At 55.3% G+C, this 15392-nt stretch carries 17 protein-coding genes and 1 riboswitch; of the genes, 9 read left to right on the plus strand and 8 right to left on the minus strand.

The window, feature by feature from the left end:
• The first annotated feature begins 341 nt into the window (after positions 1–341).
• Both purH and purD read left to right on the plus strand, forming a co-directional pair.
• A complete protein-coding gene (gene purH, locus OGX92_RS08640) occupies positions 342–1931 on the plus strand; it encodes a bifunctional phosphoribosylaminoimidazolecarboxamide formyltransferase/IMP cyclohydrolase (RefSeq protein WP_286586441.1) in 1590 nt (529 codons plus the stop codon).
• Positions 1932–1946: 15 nt separating this feature from the next.
• On the plus strand, positions 1947–3236 hold the full coding sequence (gene purD, locus OGX92_RS08645) for a phosphoribosylamine--glycine ligase (RefSeq protein ID WP_063942033.1): 1290 nt from the start codon (positions 1947–1949) through the stop codon (positions 3234–3236).
• Here the strand turns inward: purD and zraR are convergent.
• Positions 3233–4558, minus strand: coding sequence for a sigma-54-dependent response regulator transcription factor ZraR (gene zraR, locus OGX92_RS08650; protein WP_240389567.1), 1326 nt, complete (start codon positions 4556–4558; stop codon positions 3233–3235). The genes purD and zraR overlap by 4 nt on opposite strands.
• Before the next feature lie 5 nt (positions 4559–4563).
• A complete protein-coding gene (zraS, locus tag OGX92_RS08655; protein ID WP_240389568.1) occupies positions 4564–5949 on the minus strand; it encodes a two-component system sensor histidine kinase ZraS in 1386 nt (461 codons plus the stop codon).
• A 57-nt stretch (positions 5950–6006) separates the two neighbouring features.
• Between zraS and OGX92_RS08660 the strand changes: the two genes are divergently transcribed.
• Together OGX92_RS08660 and zraP are read left to right on the plus strand one after the other, a co-directional pair.
• Complete coding sequence (locus OGX92_RS08660) at positions 6007–6195, plus strand: hypothetical protein (RefSeq protein WP_032934137.1); 189 nt, start codon at positions 6007–6009, stop codon at positions 6193–6195.
• A gap of 18 nt (positions 6196–6213) precedes the next feature.
• The gene (gene zraP / locus OGX92_RS08665) at positions 6214–6657 is read left to right on the plus strand and encodes a zinc resistance sensor/chaperone ZraP (RefSeq protein ID WP_063942036.1); all 444 of its coding nucleotides are present in this window, start codon (positions 6214–6216) and stop codon (positions 6655–6657) included.
• A gap of 61 nt (positions 6658–6718) precedes the next feature.
• On the opposite strand, the gene OGX92_RS08670 is transcribed toward zraP, so the two are convergent.
• From OGX92_RS08670 to nudC, 6 genes are all read right to left on the minus strand, one after another.
• On the minus strand, positions 6719–7411 hold the full coding sequence (locus OGX92_RS08670; RefSeq protein WP_032945667.1) for a DUF1481 domain-containing protein: 693 nt from the start codon (positions 7409–7411) through the stop codon (positions 6719–6721).
• Positions 7412–7422: 11 nt separating this feature from the next.
• Positions 7423–7695, minus strand: coding sequence for a nucleoid-associated protein HU-alpha (gene hupA / locus OGX92_RS08675; protein WP_001044509.1), 273 nt, complete (start codon positions 7693–7695; stop codon positions 7423–7425).
• A gap of 186 nt (positions 7696–7881) precedes the next feature.
• Positions 7882–8472 carry a YjaG family protein gene (locus OGX92_RS08680; protein ID WP_003842015.1) on the minus strand — a complete coding sequence of 197 codons (591 nt, stop codon included), beginning with the start codon at positions 8470–8472 and terminating at the stop codon, positions 7882–7884.
• 33 nt (positions 8473–8505) lie between these two features.
• Complete coding sequence (gene nfi, locus OGX92_RS08685; RefSeq protein WP_063942037.1) at positions 8506–9186, minus strand: deoxyribonuclease V; 681 nt, start codon at positions 9184–9186, stop codon at positions 8506–8508.
• Positions 9187–9195: 9 nt separating this feature from the next.
• A complete protein-coding gene (hemE, locus tag OGX92_RS08690; RefSeq protein WP_003826889.1) occupies positions 9196–10260 on the minus strand; it encodes a uroporphyrinogen decarboxylase in 1065 nt (354 codons plus the stop codon).
• A gap of 50 nt (positions 10261–10310) precedes the next feature.
• The gene (nudC, locus tag OGX92_RS08695; protein ID WP_003033074.1) at positions 10311–11084 is read right to left on the minus strand and encodes an NAD(+) diphosphatase; all 774 of its coding nucleotides are present in this window, start codon (positions 11082–11084) and stop codon (positions 10311–10313) included.
• A gap of 96 nt (positions 11085–11180) precedes the next feature.
• Here nudC and OGX92_RS08700 point away from each other — a divergent pair, with 96 nt between their 5' ends.
• The 5 genes from OGX92_RS08700 (at position 11181) to thiS (ending at position 15391) form a co-directional block, all read left to right on the plus strand.
• Complete coding sequence (locus tag OGX92_RS08700) at positions 11181–11669, plus strand: Rsd/AlgQ family anti-sigma factor (RefSeq protein ID WP_003826892.1); 489 nt, start codon at positions 11181–11183, stop codon at positions 11667–11669.
• Positions 11670–11719: 50 nt separating this feature from the next.
• A riboswitch (TPP riboswitch) is annotated at positions 11720–11842 on the plus strand.
• Positions 11843–11925: 83 nt separating this feature from the next.
• A complete protein-coding gene (thiC, locus tag OGX92_RS08705) occupies positions 11926–13824 on the plus strand; it encodes a phosphomethylpyrimidine synthase ThiC (protein ID WP_126957827.1) in 1899 nt (632 codons plus the stop codon).
• Complete coding sequence (gene thiE, locus OGX92_RS08710) at positions 13824–14459, plus strand: thiamine phosphate synthase (protein WP_003826898.1); 636 nt, start codon at positions 13824–13826, stop codon at positions 14457–14459. The genes thiC and thiE overlap by 1 nt, the downstream gene beginning before the upstream one ends.
• Positions 14452–15210, plus strand: coding sequence for a HesA/MoeB/ThiF family protein (locus OGX92_RS08715; protein WP_240389569.1), 759 nt, complete (start codon positions 14452–14454; stop codon positions 15208–15210). The genes thiE and OGX92_RS08715 overlap by 8 nt, the downstream gene beginning before the upstream one ends.
• Positions 15191–15391, plus strand: a complete 201-nt coding sequence (gene thiS, locus OGX92_RS08720; RefSeq protein WP_286586445.1) for a sulfur carrier protein ThiS — start codon at positions 15191–15193, stop codon at positions 15389–15391. The genes OGX92_RS08715 and thiS overlap by 20 nt, the downstream gene beginning before the upstream one ends.
• The last annotated feature ends 1 nt before the right edge of the window (position 15392 follow it).

The raw sequence follows: 15392 nt of genomic DNA on the forward strand, positions 1-15392 counted from the left end.
TGGAGGCGCATTATAGGGAGTTTCCTGCGGCCCGCAACCCTTAAATGACAGAAAAATGACTGACTGCTGCATTCCACAGCGAAACCCCGCCTTATACCCATTTACACACAGAGTTATCCACAAACCACACGATCGTTTCTACGATCCTCTCGTTATATCAGCCTCCTTCAACAGAAAAAGAAGAGGTCAAAATCGAAAATTAAAAATTCGCGAGCGTTGCGCAAACGTTTTCGTTACAATGCCCCCGCAAAACAAGGATGCCCCGTAAGGGGCGTTAGCTGAGTTTTTAGCCAAGAATTCACCTAACGCTCTCTGTAATAGTCAAATCCAGGGGATTTACCATGCAACAACGTCGTCCAGTCCGCCGCGCTCTGCTCAGTGTTTCTGACAAGGCCGGTATCATCGAATTCGCTCAGGCACTTTCCGCACGTGGTGTGGAGCTGCTGTCTACAGGTGGCACTGCGCGCCTGTTAGCGGAGAAAGGTCTGCCAGTGACCGAAGTTTCCGATTACACCGGCTTCCCGGAAATGATGGATGGACGCGTGAAGACCCTGCATCCGAAAGTCCACGGCGGCATTCTTGGTCGTCGCGGTCAGGATGACGGAATTATGGAACAGCACGGTATCGCCCCTATCGATATGGTGGTTGTAAACCTGTATCCATTCGCCGAGACCGTCGCCCGTGAAGGCTGCTCGCTGGAAGATGCGGTAGAGAACATTGATATCGGCGGCCCGACCATGGTGCGTTCCGCTGCCAAGAACCATAAAGACGTAGCGATCGTTGTGAAGAGCAGCGACTACGACGCCATTATTAAAGAGATGGATGTCAACGAAGGCTCCCTGACTCTGGAAACCCGCTTTGACCTCGCGATTAAAGCCTTCGAACACACCGCCGCCTACGACAGCATGATTGCCAACTACTTCGGCAGCATGGTTCCGGCTTACCACGGTGAGAGCAAAGAGGCCGCCGGGCGTTTCCCGCGTACGCTGAACCTGAACTTTATTAAGAAGCAGGATATGCGCTACGGCGAGAACAGCCACCAGCAGGCTGCCTTCTATATAGAAGAGAATGTTAAAGAAGCGTCCGTTGCCACCGCACAGCAGGTACAGGGCAAAGCGCTTTCCTACAACAACATCGCAGATACCGACGCGGCGCTGGAGTGCGTGAAAGAGTTCAGCGAGCCAGCCTGTGTGATCGTTAAGCACGCTAACCCGTGCGGCGTGGCGGTAAGTACCTCTATTCTCGACGCTTACGACCGCGCCTATAAAACCGACCCGACCTCCGCGTTCGGCGGCATCATCGCTTTCAACCGCGAACTGGATGCCGAAACCGCGCAGGCAATTATCTCCCGTCAGTTCGTGGAAGTGATCATCGCCCCGTCCGCAACCGAAGACGCACTGAAAATCACCGCCGCCAAACAGAACGTTCGCGTTCTGACCTGCGGTCAGTGGGCACAACGTGTACCGGGCCTCGACTTCAAACGCGTTAACGGCGGTTTGCTGGTTCAGGACAGGGATCTGGGGATGGTGAGCGAAGGCGAACTGCGCGTGGTGTCCAAACGTCAGCCGACCGAGCAAGAGCTGCGCGATGCACTGTTCTGCTGGAAAGTCGCCAAGTTCGTGAAATCCAACGCCATTGTTTATGCCAAAGAGAACATGACTATCGGCATAGGCGCAGGCCAGATGAGCCGCGTGTACTCCGCAAAAATCGCTGGGATTAAAGCGGCTGACGAAGGTCTGGAAGTGAAAGGCTCTGCAATGGCCTCTGACGCCTTCTTCCCGTTCCGCGATGGTATTGATGCTGCCGCCGCCGTTGGCGTGAGCTGCGTTATCCAGCCCGGTGGTTCTATCCGTGATGACGAAGTCATTGCCGCTGCCGATGAACACGGTATCGCGATGATCTTTACCGACATGCGCCACTTCCGCCATTAATCCACGGAGCAGACGATGAAAGTATTAGTGATTGGCAACGGCGGGCGCGAGCACGCCCTGGCCTGGAAAGCCGCACAGTCCCCGCTGGTTGATACCGTTTTTGTCGCACCGGGTAACGCCGGTACCGCACTGGAGCCCGCGTTGCAGAACGTGGCTATCAGCGTCACCGATATTCCAGCTCTGCTGAGCTTTGCCCAGAACGAGAAAATTGACCTGACCATCGTCGGCCCGGAAGCGCCGTTGGTGATTGGCGTAGTCGATGCGTTCCGCGCCGCTGGCCTGAAGATCTTCGGGCCAACCGAAGGTGCTGCACAGCTGGAAGGCTCCAAAGCCTTCACCAAAGATTTCCTCGCCCGTCACCAGATCCCGACGGCGGAATATCAGAACTTCACTGAGATTGAGCCAGCGTTGGCCTATCTGCGTGAGAAAGGCGCGCCGATCGTCATCAAAGCCGACGGTCTGGCCGCCGGTAAAGGCGTTATCGTGGCGATGACGCTGGAAGAAGCTGAAGCCGCCGTTCATGACATGCTGGCAGGTAACGCTTTTGGCGATGCGGGCCACCGTATCGTTATCGAAGAGTTCCTCGACGGCGAAGAAGCGAGCTTTATCGTAATGGTCGACGGCGAGCACGTGCTGCCGATGGCCACCAGCCAGGACCACAAACGCGTAGGCAACGGCGACACTGGCCCGAACACCGGCGGTATGGGTGCTTACTCACCAGCGCCGGTGGTAACTGATGAAGTGCATCAGCGCACCATGGAACGCATTATTTGGCCAACCGTAAAAGGTATGGCGGCGGAAGGGAATACCTACACCGGTTTCCTGTACGCGGGTCTGATGATCGACAAACAGGGCAATCCGAAGGTTATCGAGTTCAACTGCCGCTTCGGCGATCCGGAAACCCAGCCGATCATGCTACGCATGAAATCGGACCTGGTGGAGCTTTGCCTGGCTGCCTGCGACGGCAAGCTGGATGAGAAAACCTCCGAGTGGGACGAGCGCGCCTCGCTGGGTGTCGTTATTGCTGCCGGAGGTTATCCGGGCAACTACAACACCGGAGATGAGATCCACGGTCTGCCGCTGGAAGAAGTAGAAGACGGAAAAGTGTTCCATGCAGGCACTAAACTCGCCGAAGACGATCGCGTGCTGACCAGCGGCGGTCGCGTGCTGTGCGCCACCGCCCTGGGTCATACTGTGGCTGAAGCGCAGAAACGCGCTTACGCCCTGATGACCGACATCCGCTGGGATGGCAGCTTCAGCCGTAACGACATCGGCTGGCGCGCCATTGAACGCGAGCAACGCTAACGCGAAATTTTCGCCAGCAGCGTTTTACGCGTAATGCCTAACTGACGGGCGGCTTCCGTTTTATTGCCGCCCGTTTTTTCCAGCGCCGCCAGAATCACCTCTTTTTCGACATCCACCAGCGGTTGGATCTCGCCACTGAATTCCGTTTTTATCGGCGTCGCGGCAATCGCCATCGGCAGCTCGCGTTCGGAAATATATTCCCCCGTCAGCAGCACCACCGAGCGCTCAATCGCATTTTCCAGTTCACGAATATTGCCCGGCCAGTCGTAGTGGATCAGCAGATCCATCGCCTGCGGAGTAAAGCCTTTCACCGCTTTACGGTTACGCGCGGCAAAACGCTGGAGAAAATGTTCGGCTAGCAGCGGAATATCTTCCCGGCGCTGGCACAGCGCTGGCATTTCAATGGTGACGACGTTCAGGCGATAATAGAGATCCTGACGAAAGCGCCCGGCGCTGACTTCTTCCGCTAGATCGCGATGCGTAGCGGCGATCAGCCGGACATCAACCGCAATAGTCTGATTGCTACCAACGCGCTGCACTTCTCGCTCCTGGATAGCCCGCAGCAGGCGCACCTGCATCAGCGGTGAAATATCACCGATTTCATCAAGAAATAACGTGCCGCCATCGGCTTCCACAAAGCGCCCTTCCCGCCGTTTATCCGCCCCGGTAAACGCCCCTTTCTCGTGACCAAAAAGTTCGGACTCCAGCAGCGATTCATTAAGCGCCGCGCAGTTGAGCGTCACCAGCTGTTTATCGCGACGGGCGCTGCTGGCATGCAGCGCCCGGGCTACCAACTCTTTACCCGTGCCGGAGTCTCCGTGAATGAGCACCGTGGCATCCGAGGGCGCAACCATCGCGATTTCATTGAGCAACTTCTGCATCACCGGACTGCTGCCAATCATGCCAAACTGCGCAGCCGACGCTGATGGCAGTTCAGTGCCCGTTTCCCGCGTATGCGCCAGCGCCTTTTCCAGCGTCTCCTGCAGACGGTCAAAATCCAGCGGCTTGATTAAGTAGTCCAGCGCCCCGGTTTTAAGCGCCTCAACGGCGGTCTCCACGCTGGAGAACGCCGTCATGATCAAGACCGGAATCGCCGGATTCAGCGCTTTAATCTCTTTCAGCGTTGCGATGCCGTCCATCTCCGCCATGCGTACATCACACAGCACTAAATCAAATACGCGTTCGCGCACCTGTTCCAGCGCCGCTCGCCCGCTATAGGCCAGCGCGACCTCATAACCCCAGCCGCGCAGCAGCGCCTGTAAAATGGTGCAGTGGCTGATATCGTCATCTACCACCAGAATATTGATTTTTCCGCGCGTCATCCTTGTTAATCCTGTTGTTTCGCTTTGGTCGGCAGCCAAAGGGTAAAGGTCGCGCCTTTGCCCTCAACGCTTGCCACCTGAATGGTGCCACCGTGCTGTTCGATAATGTTCTGCACTACCGCCAGCCCGAGGCCGGTTCCGTCAGCTTTGGTCGTATAGTAAGGCGTAAAAATGGCCTCCAGCTGTTCCGCCGCAATCCCCTTCCCAGTATCGGTAACCACAATTTTAACGCGTTCGCCGCTGCTTTCATTCGCTTCAACCGTAATCGTGCCCTGACGACCAATCGCATGAATGGCGTTCAGATACAGATTCAACAAAACCTGAGTCAGTCGGTCGGGATCGGCCTGGATAGCGGGCAGCGTACAATTGGCCGAAAAGCAGAGCTGGATTTCCCGGCTTGCCGCATCCTGACTCACCAGGTGTAATGAGTGGGTGATAACCTCATTGAGATCCACCTGTTGCAGCGTCAGATGTGCAGGTTTCACCAGCTCCAGCAACTCGCTCACCACCCGATTTAAACGATCCGCCTCTTTCGCCATCACCTGTGCCAGCTCATGCGACTCGCCTCCTGCCGGGGTTCGCTCGGCAAAATACTTCGCTAACCCTTTGATCGATGAAAGCGGGTTACGAATTTCATGTGCCACCCCAGCCGCAAGATGACCGAGCGCTAACAGTTTTTCTTTACGCTTCATCGCATCCTGGAGTTCTTTGTACGAGCGCTGATAGCGCTGATACCAGAAGAACGTCAGCACGGTGGCCAGCAACACAGCCGCCAGCGCAGACAGGACTATCAGTGTGTTACGCCACTCCCTTGCCTGAGTCGCTGTCAGATCGCTGGCATCAAAGGCGATAAATATGGTTTGTGCTGGGGAGATAAGCTGCCCGTCATTGCTGGCACAGCGCGCCATGCCGTGGCGTCCTGGACCATACATCGGCTGAAACTGGCGATAAATTTCCAGTGCTGGCGTTTTTTCACCATCCCTCGCTGGAATTTCAATATTCCGCCAGCTTTCTTGCTCCCCAGGACTAAGCTGTCGCAGGACATCCGATGAATAGAGCGTTTTACCGACCATCGCGGAATTGCTGTGGGTAATAATGACACCATGCTCATCGACGACAGCAAACCATAGCACGCCAGGCTGTACAGCCATTTCCTCCAGTAGCGTCTGCTGTTGTGCATGATGCATGCGCATCCCCATGCCTACACGCGTACCAGACTCCAGAGCGCGAATGAGCACGCTGCCTTTTTCCAGTAGCGTTTGCCGCGCGGCGCCACTTTCCCGCCCATAGTCCCGAATGGTCATAATCGAAAACCAGCCGACCAAAACCAGGATTGCCGCCAGCAAGAGTCGGCTCAACCACTTTGCCACCGTATCCTTATAAAGACGCATACGCTCTCCCTTCACCCCGCCTGTTCCTTTCATCGTTGCAGGTATACAGCAGAAATCATGCCATTTTTTCCCCCTGATAACCCTGCCCTCAGACACAAACAGCTGAAAGTAACGGGTAAAAATGACTCGCTGGCGCGTTCTGGCGAGTCATTTTTACTCGTTTCCCTGCAAAGACGGCGGGTACAACGCCCGCAGGACTGGGATTGCCGCTTTGGCACGGAAGATGCAAAAGGAAATGTAAGCTAACCAACAGGAGAACGAACGATGAAACGGAACAACAAACTGGCACTGATTGCACTTTCTCTTATCGCACTTGGCTCCACCCCAGTACTGGCACAGAATCACTGGGGATATGGTGATGGAATGCAGCAACGGGGTGGTACGCCAATGACCGCTGAGCAGCAGGCTGCTGCACAGAAAATCTATGATGATTATTATTCCCAGACCAGCGCGTTGCGCCAACAGCTGACATCCAAACGTTATGAGTACAATGCACTATTAACGGCCAGCTCGCCGGACACGGCAAAAATTAACGCCGTTGCAAAAGAGATGGAAGCGTTGAATCAGTCTCTGGACGAGCAGCGCGTTAAACGTGATGTCGCAATGGCGCAGGCTGGCGTGCCACGTGGCGCGGGAATGGGCTACGGCGGATGCGGCGGTGGCGGTAACCATCGCAGCGGCGGCCATATGGGAATGGGTCACTGGTAAAAGACTTAATGCCTGATGACGCTATACGAATCAGGCCTGCTGATTTCCTGTATTCAGGTTTTCAGAAAGTTTTGGCTGTAGGCTGCCAGTGACAAAAATCTTCATTGGCGACCAGCAGTAGCTGCGACCCTTCGGGCGCTTCCAGCCATGCCACACTCACCTCTACGGATGAATGTCTCTGGCGGCGCTCGATATGGTTTATCGCCCACGATTCCAGGTCTGGCTTCAGCGTTTCACCTTCACAGGTTGTGACTGTGTTATCCGCATGCCAACGTCCCTGACGCAATATCACCCGTCCCTGACGCAGCGCATCGCTGGTCTGACGAATTTGATCGGCACGATAGCGGTAAAGCGCGATTTGATCGCTGGAAAGCTGCTGCTTTTGCCCGTCGACTTCACGCTGCATGAAGCTCAGTTCGCCCCGGTCATCGAAGCGTATACGGACATGTTCAGCCGGTTTACTGTAAACGTTGAGTTCTATCAGAGAGAGCGAATCACCCTGCCAGCGGTATTCACTGGTAGTAGTTTCGCCTTTACGCCACGGACTAAATACCGAGAGCAAGTGAACATCGTCACCGGAGTCTTTACGCCAAATGCGTACCGCCCCCTGATCGCCAACATAGCCGCTGGCCGTGAAAGGAGGAAGCTCAGAATGGCTACCGCAGGCAGACAGTAACAGAACACCTGAAAGCCAAAGCGTATGACGCCAGATGGACAAAAGGGGCGAAACCGCCCCTTCGTTAAAACTGTTCACTGCCACGCGAATTACTTAACCGCGTCTTTCAGTGCTTTACCAGAAACAAATGCCGGTACGTTAGCTGCGGCGATTTTGATTTCTTTACCGGTCTGCGGGTTGCGGCCAGTGCGCTCAGCACGGTGGTTCACTTTGAAGGTACCGAAACCAACCAGTTGTACAGCATCGCCTTCTTTCAGAGACTCAGTAATAGCAGCCAGAGTGGATTCCAGAGCAGCTTTAGCCTGTGTTTTAGACAGTTCTGCTTTGTCTGCAATTACATCAATCAGTTGAGTCTTGTTCATAAGTTATCCTTACAATGTGTTTATCGCTTGCTAAGCATCGAGTGCGACGGAAATGCCAGAAAAGCACTCTCCTGCATACACGCACCGATAGCCACTTTTTTTCGCCCCCCAAATGTAGACCAGACCGGGGGCGGATGGGAAGCCTTCAGGCACGACAAATCAGGCGTTAAATCACGTTTTGTGGTGTCATTGCTGAAAATTTATACCAATATTGCTCTCGCCAGCCTCGCGCAGGTCTGCACGCAGCCCTTTTATCAGCTCAATATCGCGTTCTTCACAGTCGGCTAAAAGTCGGAAAATTTCCCACTGAATATCCCATTCTTGCTCAACGGCAGGGTTTTCTTTGAGCTCTTCATCGGTCATTTCGCGACCAGCCTGAGTCATTTCCAGCATCGCAACCGTCGTAATCGAAGCCTTACTCACTTCGATTGCATGCTCCAGCGTTTCACCGCTAAGACGCGAATGCATCAGTTCGCTTAATGCCACACAAGCATCAATCGCCGGATAAACACCGTACAGATCGTAATCGTCTGCAGAAGGAATGGCCTCTTCAAACTTTTCCAGCTGGCTGTCGAAATTGATTTTCGCGTCTTTAACCGTCAGCGCTTCCCAAATCAGATCCAGAATTCGGCGGTAAATCTGTCCATCGCCAAATTCAGTTTGCTTGCAGAACATGGCGTAGTTTGGGTACATGCGTTCGCACAGACAAGCCATAAACGTGACGTGCTGCCAGCTTTCCAGCTTCTCCAGACGCAGGTGAATCGGATTTTGTAACATGATGAGTTCTCAAATACGGAAATTAGCCGCAGTTTACCCGATATGGGGCGTTTTTGCTGCAAGCCGAGTAAAAGCCGGGCGTTCGGATGCCACTGCATCTGCCCAGCGTGTGGGTTCCGGCAAACGATAGCCGTTCATACAGCGTTGAACCCATGCTAGTGCGCTGTCCATACTCACGCGGTGGCCCGTAGAAATAAACAACGGGTTACAGCGCGCTTTGCTGCGCCAGACCCATGCCAGTTGTTCGCCTTTATCCAGCAACGGCGCTAGCGCACCAGGTTCAGCAGCGAGCGGTTCAAACTTGCCGCACAATCGTTTTTTCGCCACACCAATCGTTGGCACGTCCACCAGCAGGCCAAAATGGCTGGCCACGCCCAGACGACGCGGGTGAGAAATGCCATGACCGTCAACGAACAGCAGATCTGGCTTGTACGAGAGCAGTTGCCAGGCGGCCATCAGCGCGGGAGTTTCACGAAAGGAGAGAAATCCGGGTATGTAGGGCATGGTGGTGGCGATACGCGCCACCTTGTATTCGACCAGTTCAAGCGTGGGATACTTCAGTAAGACTATTGCGGCTCGCGTCACTTCACCACCCTGCTCAAACCCAACGTCCGCCCCGCCGATCAGATCCGGCGGATCGTTCTTCAGACGATCCTCGCGGATCACTGAAGAAGCCAGTTCAAGCTGCTGCGCGCGTAATGACGCGAGATCCATGATGACTCCTTAGCGGTGGTACTGTTCGGACAACCGATGTACCGCCTCCACAAAGACACCCGCATGTTCTGGCGGGACGTCCTGATGAATGCCGTGGCCCAGGTTAAAGACATGCCCTTCACCCTGACCAAATCCGGCCAGAATTGTCGCCACCTCTTCTTCGATGCGGGCCGGCGGCGCATACAGCATGGACGGATCCATATTTCCCTGTAGCGCCACTTTATGACCTACACGACGACGCGCATCGGCAATGTCAGTGGTCCAGTCGAGACCTAACGCATCACAGCCGGTTTCCGCCATCGCTTCCAGCCACTGACCACCGCCTTTGGTAAACAGGGTCACCGGTACGCGACGACCTTCGTTCTCGCGCAGCAGGCCATCAACGATTTTGTGCATGTAGTACAAAGAAAACTGCTGATAGTCGCGACCGGTCAGCACGCCACCCCAGGTGTCGAAAATCATCACCGACTGCGCACCCGCTTTGATCTGCGCGTTCAGGTACAGCGTGACGCTCTTCGCCAGCTTATCAAGCAGCAGATGCAGCGCTTTAGGGTCGGCGTACATCATCTTTTTAATCACGGTGAAGGCTTTGCTGCTGCCGCCTTCAACCATGTAGGTCGCCAGCGTCCACGGGCTACCGGAGAAGCCGATCAGCGGCACTTCGCCTTTCAGTTCACGACGGATAGTGCGCACCGCGTTCATCACGTACCCCAGCCCATCTTCCGGGTCCGGGATCGGCAGTTTGTCGACATCAGCCTTGCTGGTAATCGGAGAGGTGAAGCGTGGGCCTTCTCCTGCTTCAAAATACAGCCCGAGTCCCATCGCATCCGGGATCGTCAGGATATCCGAGAAGAGGATCGCGGCATCAAGTTTATAGCGACGCAGCGGCTGCAGCGTGACTTCGCAGGCCAGCTCGGCATTTTTGCACAGCGCCATAAAATCGCCCGCTTCGGCACGGGTAGCTTTGTATTCCGGTAGATAGCGGCCTGCCTGGCGCATCATCCATACCGGAGTGACATCAACGGGCTGGCGCAGCAGCGCACGCAGATAACGATCGTTCTTCAGTTCGGTCATTTTTGCAGTTCCTTATTGCGTCAGTCCATCAGTGTATCACCACTCGCTCTTTACTCGTACTCAGCCCGACACATTGCCACAGTGTCTTCAATCAATCGACGCGCGACAGTACCCGGCGGGGGTAAGAGCGGTAAGTCGTCATAGCGATACCAGTTCGCTTCCAGCAGCTCTTTCGGGTCGATGACGATTTCGCCGCTATCATACTCCGCCATAAATGCGGTCATCAAAGACTGCGGGAACGGCCATGGCTGAGAAGTGACATAGCGCAGGTTTTTCACCTTGATGCCGCTTTCTTCCATGACTTCACGCGCCACCGCCTGTTCCAGGGTCTCACCCACTTCGACAAAACCCGCCAGTACGGTATGCACGCCGTTACGATGGCGAACATGTTGGGCAAGCAGGATGGAATCATCTCGGCGAATAGCGACGATTATGCACGGGGCAATTTGCGGGTAATAACGTTCACGGCAGTGGCTACAGAGCATCGCCCACTCTGTTTTACTCGGGTGCATGGGATGGCCGCAGTAGCCGCAGAATTTATGCGAGCGATAGAACTCCGCCAGCTGTACGCCGCGTCCGGCCAGTTGAAACAGGCCCACATCCTGGTCAATGACCTGGCGCACCGACCCCATATCGTGTCGACGCTGCTGCTGTACCAGCCAGACAGTTTCCCCTTCCCACTCGCCTATTGGCAGCGCGCGCTGACCAATCAGATCAAAACGGGCTGCGTCGCCATAAGGTAGCTCGCCATGAGGTAACCATAACTTTTGCTCATGACTGACGATCCACCAGCCGCTATCTAATTTTTCAATTATACGATCCATATCTCTTGCGCAACCTTTGCTTCACAGGCATGTTGTTTACATTATTTTTACATTTACGGGTGAGCAGTTCCTAAACACCATCTTGCGGAGTCAATCATGCTAAACCAGCTGGAAAGCCTGACGGAGCACGTCGGAGGAAGTAATAAACTGGTTGATCGCTGGCTACATGTACGTAAGCACCTGCTCGTGGCTTACTACAATCTGGTTGGCATTAAGCCTGGCAAAGAATCGTACATGCGACTCAATGAAAAGGCGCTGGATGATTTTTGTCAGAGCCTGGTCGATTACCTCTCCACCGGACACTTCAGTATTTATGAACGTATTCTCCATAAATTGGAAGGGAACGGGCAGCTTTTAAAAGCCACAAAAATTTGGCCGCTGCTGGAAGCCAATACGCAGCTGATCATGGACTACTATGACTCCAGCCTGGAAACTGCGATTGATCATGATAACTTCCTTGAATTTCAACAGGTTTTATCGGATCTCGGCGAAGCGCTAGAAGCCCGATTCGTGCTGGAAGATAAGCTGATCATGCTGGTATTTGACGCAATGCACGAGAGTAGCACTCTCAAACGTCATGCTTGAGATTTGCGGCATTAACGCGTAGTTTACATTCATTACCTCTTTATTGAGGTTACTTCTTGTCGGAGTGCTTATTTTCCACAGCAGCATGAGTGGAAAAGGCTGAGACCGTTAATTCGGGATCCGCGGAACCTGATCAGGTTAAAACCTGCGAAGGGAACAAGAGTCAATCTACAATAGCATCGCCCCCGGGCGAGCTTCTCTCTTGCTTCATCCGTCGTCTGACAAGCCATATCCTTACTTTTATTTGGAATGAGCTATGTCTGCCACTACTAAACCATCACGCCGCGAACAGCGCGCTCAAGCCCAACACTTTATCGATACCCTGGAAGGGACCGCCTTCCCTAACTCAAAACGCATCTATATCACCGGTTCGCAGCCGGATATCCGCATTCCGATGCGCGAAATTCAGCTCAGCCCGACGCTGACTGGCGGTAGCAAAGACAACCCGCAGTTCGAAGAGAACGAAGCCGTTCCGGTATACGACACCTCCGGACCGTATGGCGATCCTGACGTGGCGATTAACGTCCAGCAGGGCCTGGCAAAGCTGCGCCAGCCGTGGATTGCGGCGCGTAACGATAGCGAAGAATTAGACGACCGGAGTTCCGCTTATACCAAAGAACGTCTGGCCGACGATGGCCTGGACGATCTGCGTTTCACCGGCCTGCTGACGCCAAAGCGCGCCAAAGCGGGTAAACGAGTCACCCAACTGTACTACGCCCGCCAGGGAATAGTGACCCCAGAGATGGAGTTCATCGCCATCCGTGAAAACATGGGCCGCGAGCGCATTCGCAGTGAAGTGCTTCGCCACCAGCATCCGGGGATGAACTTTGGTGCACGCCTGCCGGAAAACATTACGCCGGAATTCGTGCGTGATGAAGTGGCCGCGGGCCGCGCGATTATTCCTGCCAACATCAACCACCCGGAATCCGAGCCGATGATTATCGGTCGCAACTTCCTGGTGAAGGTTAACGCCAACATCGGTAACTCTGCCGTCACCTCCTCCATTGAAGAGGAGGTAGAGAAGCTGGTGTGGTCGACGCGCTGGGGCGCTGACACGGTGATGGATCTCTCCACCGGTCGCTATATCCACGAAACCCGCGAGTGGATCCTGCGTAACAGTCCGGTACCGATCGGTACTGTGCCGATCTACCAGGCGCTGGAGAAGGTCAACGGGATCGCCGAAGATCTCACCTGGGAAGCCTTCCGCGACACGCTGCTGGAGCAGGCCGAACAGGGCGTCGACTACTTCACCATTCACGCGGGCGTGCTGCTGCGCTACGTGCCGATGACTGCCAAACGCCTGACCGGCATTGTCTCACGCGGCGGTTCAATTATGGCGAAATGGTGCCTTTCTCATCACAAAGAGAACTTCCTGTACGAACATTTCCGCGAGATTTGCGAAATCTGCGCCGCCTACGACGTCTCTTTGTCGCTGGGTGACGGCCTGCGCCCAGGTTCAATTCAGGATGCGAACGACGAAGCGCAGTTCTCCGAGCTGCATACGCTGGGCGAGCTGACCAAAATCGCCTGGGAATACGACGTGCAGGTGATGATAGAAGGCCCAGGTCATGTGCCCATGCATATGATCCAGCGCAACATGACCGAAGAGCTGGAGCACTGCCATGAAGCACCGTTCTACACCTTAGGGCCGTTGACGACCGACATCGCGCCAGGCTACGACCACTTCACTTCCGGGATCGGTGCGGCGATGATCGGCTGGTTTGGCTGCGCGATGCTGTGCTACGTCACGCCAAAAGAGCACCTCGGCCTGCCGAACAAAGAAGATGTGAAGCAAGGGCTGATTACCTACAAGATTGCCGCCCACGCCGCTGACTTAGCAAAAGGTCATCCAGGCGCGCAGATCCGCGATAACGCCATGTCGAAAGCGCGTTTCGAATTCCGCTGGGAAGACCAGTTTAACCTCGCGCTCGACCCGTTCACCGCCCGCGCCTACCACGATGAAACACTGCCACAGGAGTCCGGCAAGGTCGCCCACTTCTGCTCCATGTGCGGGCCGAAGTTCTGCTCGATGAAAATCAGCCAGGAGGTTCGCGACTACGCTGCTGCACAAACGATTGAAGTCGGCATGGCGGATATGTCGGAGAACTTCCGAGCCAAAGGCGGCGAAATCTACCTCAAAAAAGAGGAGGCGTAATGTACCAGCCTGATTTCCCGACCGTGCCGTTTCGCCTCGGGCTTTACCCGGTGGTAGACAGCGTGGAATGGATTGAACGCTTGCTGCAGGCGGGCGTACGCACAATCCAACTGCGCATTAAAGATAAGCGTGATGAAGAGGTCGAAGCCGACGTTATGGCCGCCATTGAACTGGGTCGTCGCTATAACGCCCGCCTGTTTATCAACGACTACTGGCGTCTGGCAATTAAGCACCGCGCTTACGGCGTACATCTGGGCCAGGAAGACCTTGAAACCACCGACCTGAAGGCGATCCAGGCGGCGGAGCTACGCCTGGGGGTCTCCACTCACGATGATATGGAGATTGACGTCGCGCTCGCCGCTAAGCCTTCTTATATCGCGCTGGGTCATGTCTTCCCCACGCAAACCAAACAGATGCCTTCCGCCCCGCAGGGACTTACGCAACTGGCAAACCATATTGAACGATTAGCGGATTACCCGACCGTCGCCATTGGCGGTATCAGCCTTGAGCGCGCCCCGGCAGTACTGGCGACCGGCGTCGGCAGCATTGCCGTGGTCAGCGCCATTACCCAGGCGGCTGACTGGCAGGTCGCTACGGCCCAACTACTGGATATCGCGGGAGTGGGCGATGAATGACCGCGACTTTATGCGTTACAGCCGGCAGATCCTGCTCGGCGATATCGCCATTGAAGGCCAGCAAAAGCTACTCGATAGCCATGTGCTGATTGTCGGTTTAGGCGGGTTAGGTTCGCCTGCCGCGCTGTATCTGGCGGGAGCAGGCATCGGAAAACTGACGCTGGTAGACGATGACGACATTCATCTGAGCAATCTGCAGCGCCAGATCCTGTTTACCACTGATGATATCGCACGTTCAAAATCGCAGGTTGCCCAGCAGCGCCTGACGCGGCTCAACCCGGATATCGAGCTGGTGTCACTCCAGCAGCGACTGAAAGGCGATGCGCTTCGGCATGCGGTAGCGCGTGCCGATGTGGTGCTCGACTGTACCGATAACATGGCCACGCGCCAGGAAATTAACGCCGTCTGCGTAACGCTCAACACCCCGCTCGTCACCGCCAGCGCCGTCGGCTTTGGCGGCCAACTGATGGTGCTGACGCCCCCGTGGGAACAAGGATGTTACCGCTGCCTGTGGCCGGACGATGTAGAGCCCGAACGCAATTGCCGTACCGCCGGTATCGTCGGACCGGTTGTGGGCGTGATGGGCACCTTGCAGGCGTTGGAAGCGATTAAATTGCTCAGCGGTATTGAGACGCCCAGCGGAGAGCTACGCCTGTTTGACGGTAAAACCAGTCAGTGGCGCAGCTTCGCACTACGACGTGCCAGCGGCTGCCCGGTATGCGGAGGGCAACATGCAGATTCAGTTCAATGATGAGCCGATGCAGTGCGCCGAAGGACAAACCGTCAGTGGGCTGCTCACTACGCTTAATCAGTTTAAACCGGGCGCGGCGCTGGCGCTCAATCAGCAGATCCTCCCGCGCGAGCAGTGGGAGCAGCAAATCGTGCAGGAAGGCGACCAGATCCTGCTTTTTCAGGTTATTGCAGGGGGTTGAT

This window comes from Citrobacter sp. Cpo089, assembly GCF_030332695.1.
GTDB classification, from domain to species: Bacteria; Pseudomonadota; Gammaproteobacteria; order Enterobacterales; family Enterobacteriaceae; genus Citrobacter; species Citrobacter portucalensis.

Excerpts from the sequence above, each read along its gene's own strand:
- zraR (WP_240389567.1), bottom strand. The coding sequence starts at position 4,558 with ATGACGCGCGGAAAAATCAATATTCTGGTGGTAGATGACGATATCAGC.
- thiC (WP_126957827.1), top strand. The coding sequence starts at position 11,926 with ATGTCTGCCACTACTAAACCATCACGCCGCGAACAGCGCGCTCAAGCC.
- thiS (WP_286586445.1), top strand. The coding sequence starts at position 15,191 with ATGCAGATTCAGTTCAATGATGAGCCGATGCAGTGCGCCGAAGGACAA.
- nudC (WP_003033074.1), bottom strand. The coding sequence starts at position 11,084 with ATGGATCGTATAATTGAAAAATTAGATAGCGGCTGGTGGATCGTCAGT.
- hupA (WP_001044509.1), bottom strand. The coding sequence starts at position 7,695 with ATGAACAAGACTCAACTGATTGATGTAATTGCAGACAAAGCAGAACTG.
- purD (WP_063942033.1), top strand. The coding sequence starts at position 1,947 with ATGAAAGTATTAGTGATTGGCAACGGCGGGCGCGAGCACGCCCTGGCC.
- OGX92_RS08700 (WP_003826892.1), top strand. The coding sequence starts at position 11,181 with ATGCTAAACCAGCTGGAAAGCCTGACGGAGCACGTCGGAGGAAGTAAT.
- hemE (WP_003826889.1), bottom strand. The coding sequence starts at position 10,260 with ATGACCGAACTGAAGAACGATCGTTATCTGCGTGCGCTGCTGCGCCAG.
- zraS (WP_240389568.1), bottom strand. The coding sequence starts at position 5,949 with ATGCGTCTTTATAAGGATACGGTGGCAAAGTGGTTGAGCCGACTCTTG.
- zraP (WP_063942036.1), top strand. The coding sequence starts at position 6,214 with ATGAAACGGAACAACAAACTGGCACTGATTGCACTTTCTCTTATCGCA.
- OGX92_RS08715 (WP_240389569.1), top strand. The coding sequence starts at position 14,452 with ATGAATGACCGCGACTTTATGCGTTACAGCCGGCAGATCCTGCTCGGC.
- nfi (WP_063942037.1), bottom strand. The coding sequence starts at position 9,186 with ATGGATCTCGCGTCATTACGCGCGCAGCAGCTTGAACTGGCTTCTTCA.
- purH (WP_286586441.1), top strand. The coding sequence starts at position 342 with ATGCAACAACGTCGTCCAGTCCGCCGCGCTCTGCTCAGTGTTTCTGAC.
- thiE (WP_003826898.1), top strand. The coding sequence starts at position 13,824 with ATGTACCAGCCTGATTTCCCGACCGTGCCGTTTCGCCTCGGGCTTTAC.
- OGX92_RS08680 (WP_003842015.1), bottom strand. The coding sequence starts at position 8,472 with ATGTTACAAAATCCGATTCACCTGCGTCTGGAGAAGCTGGAAAGCTGG.
- OGX92_RS08660 (WP_032934137.1), top strand. The coding sequence starts at position 6,007 with ATGCCATTTTTTCCCCCTGATAACCCTGCCCTCAGACACAAACAGCTG.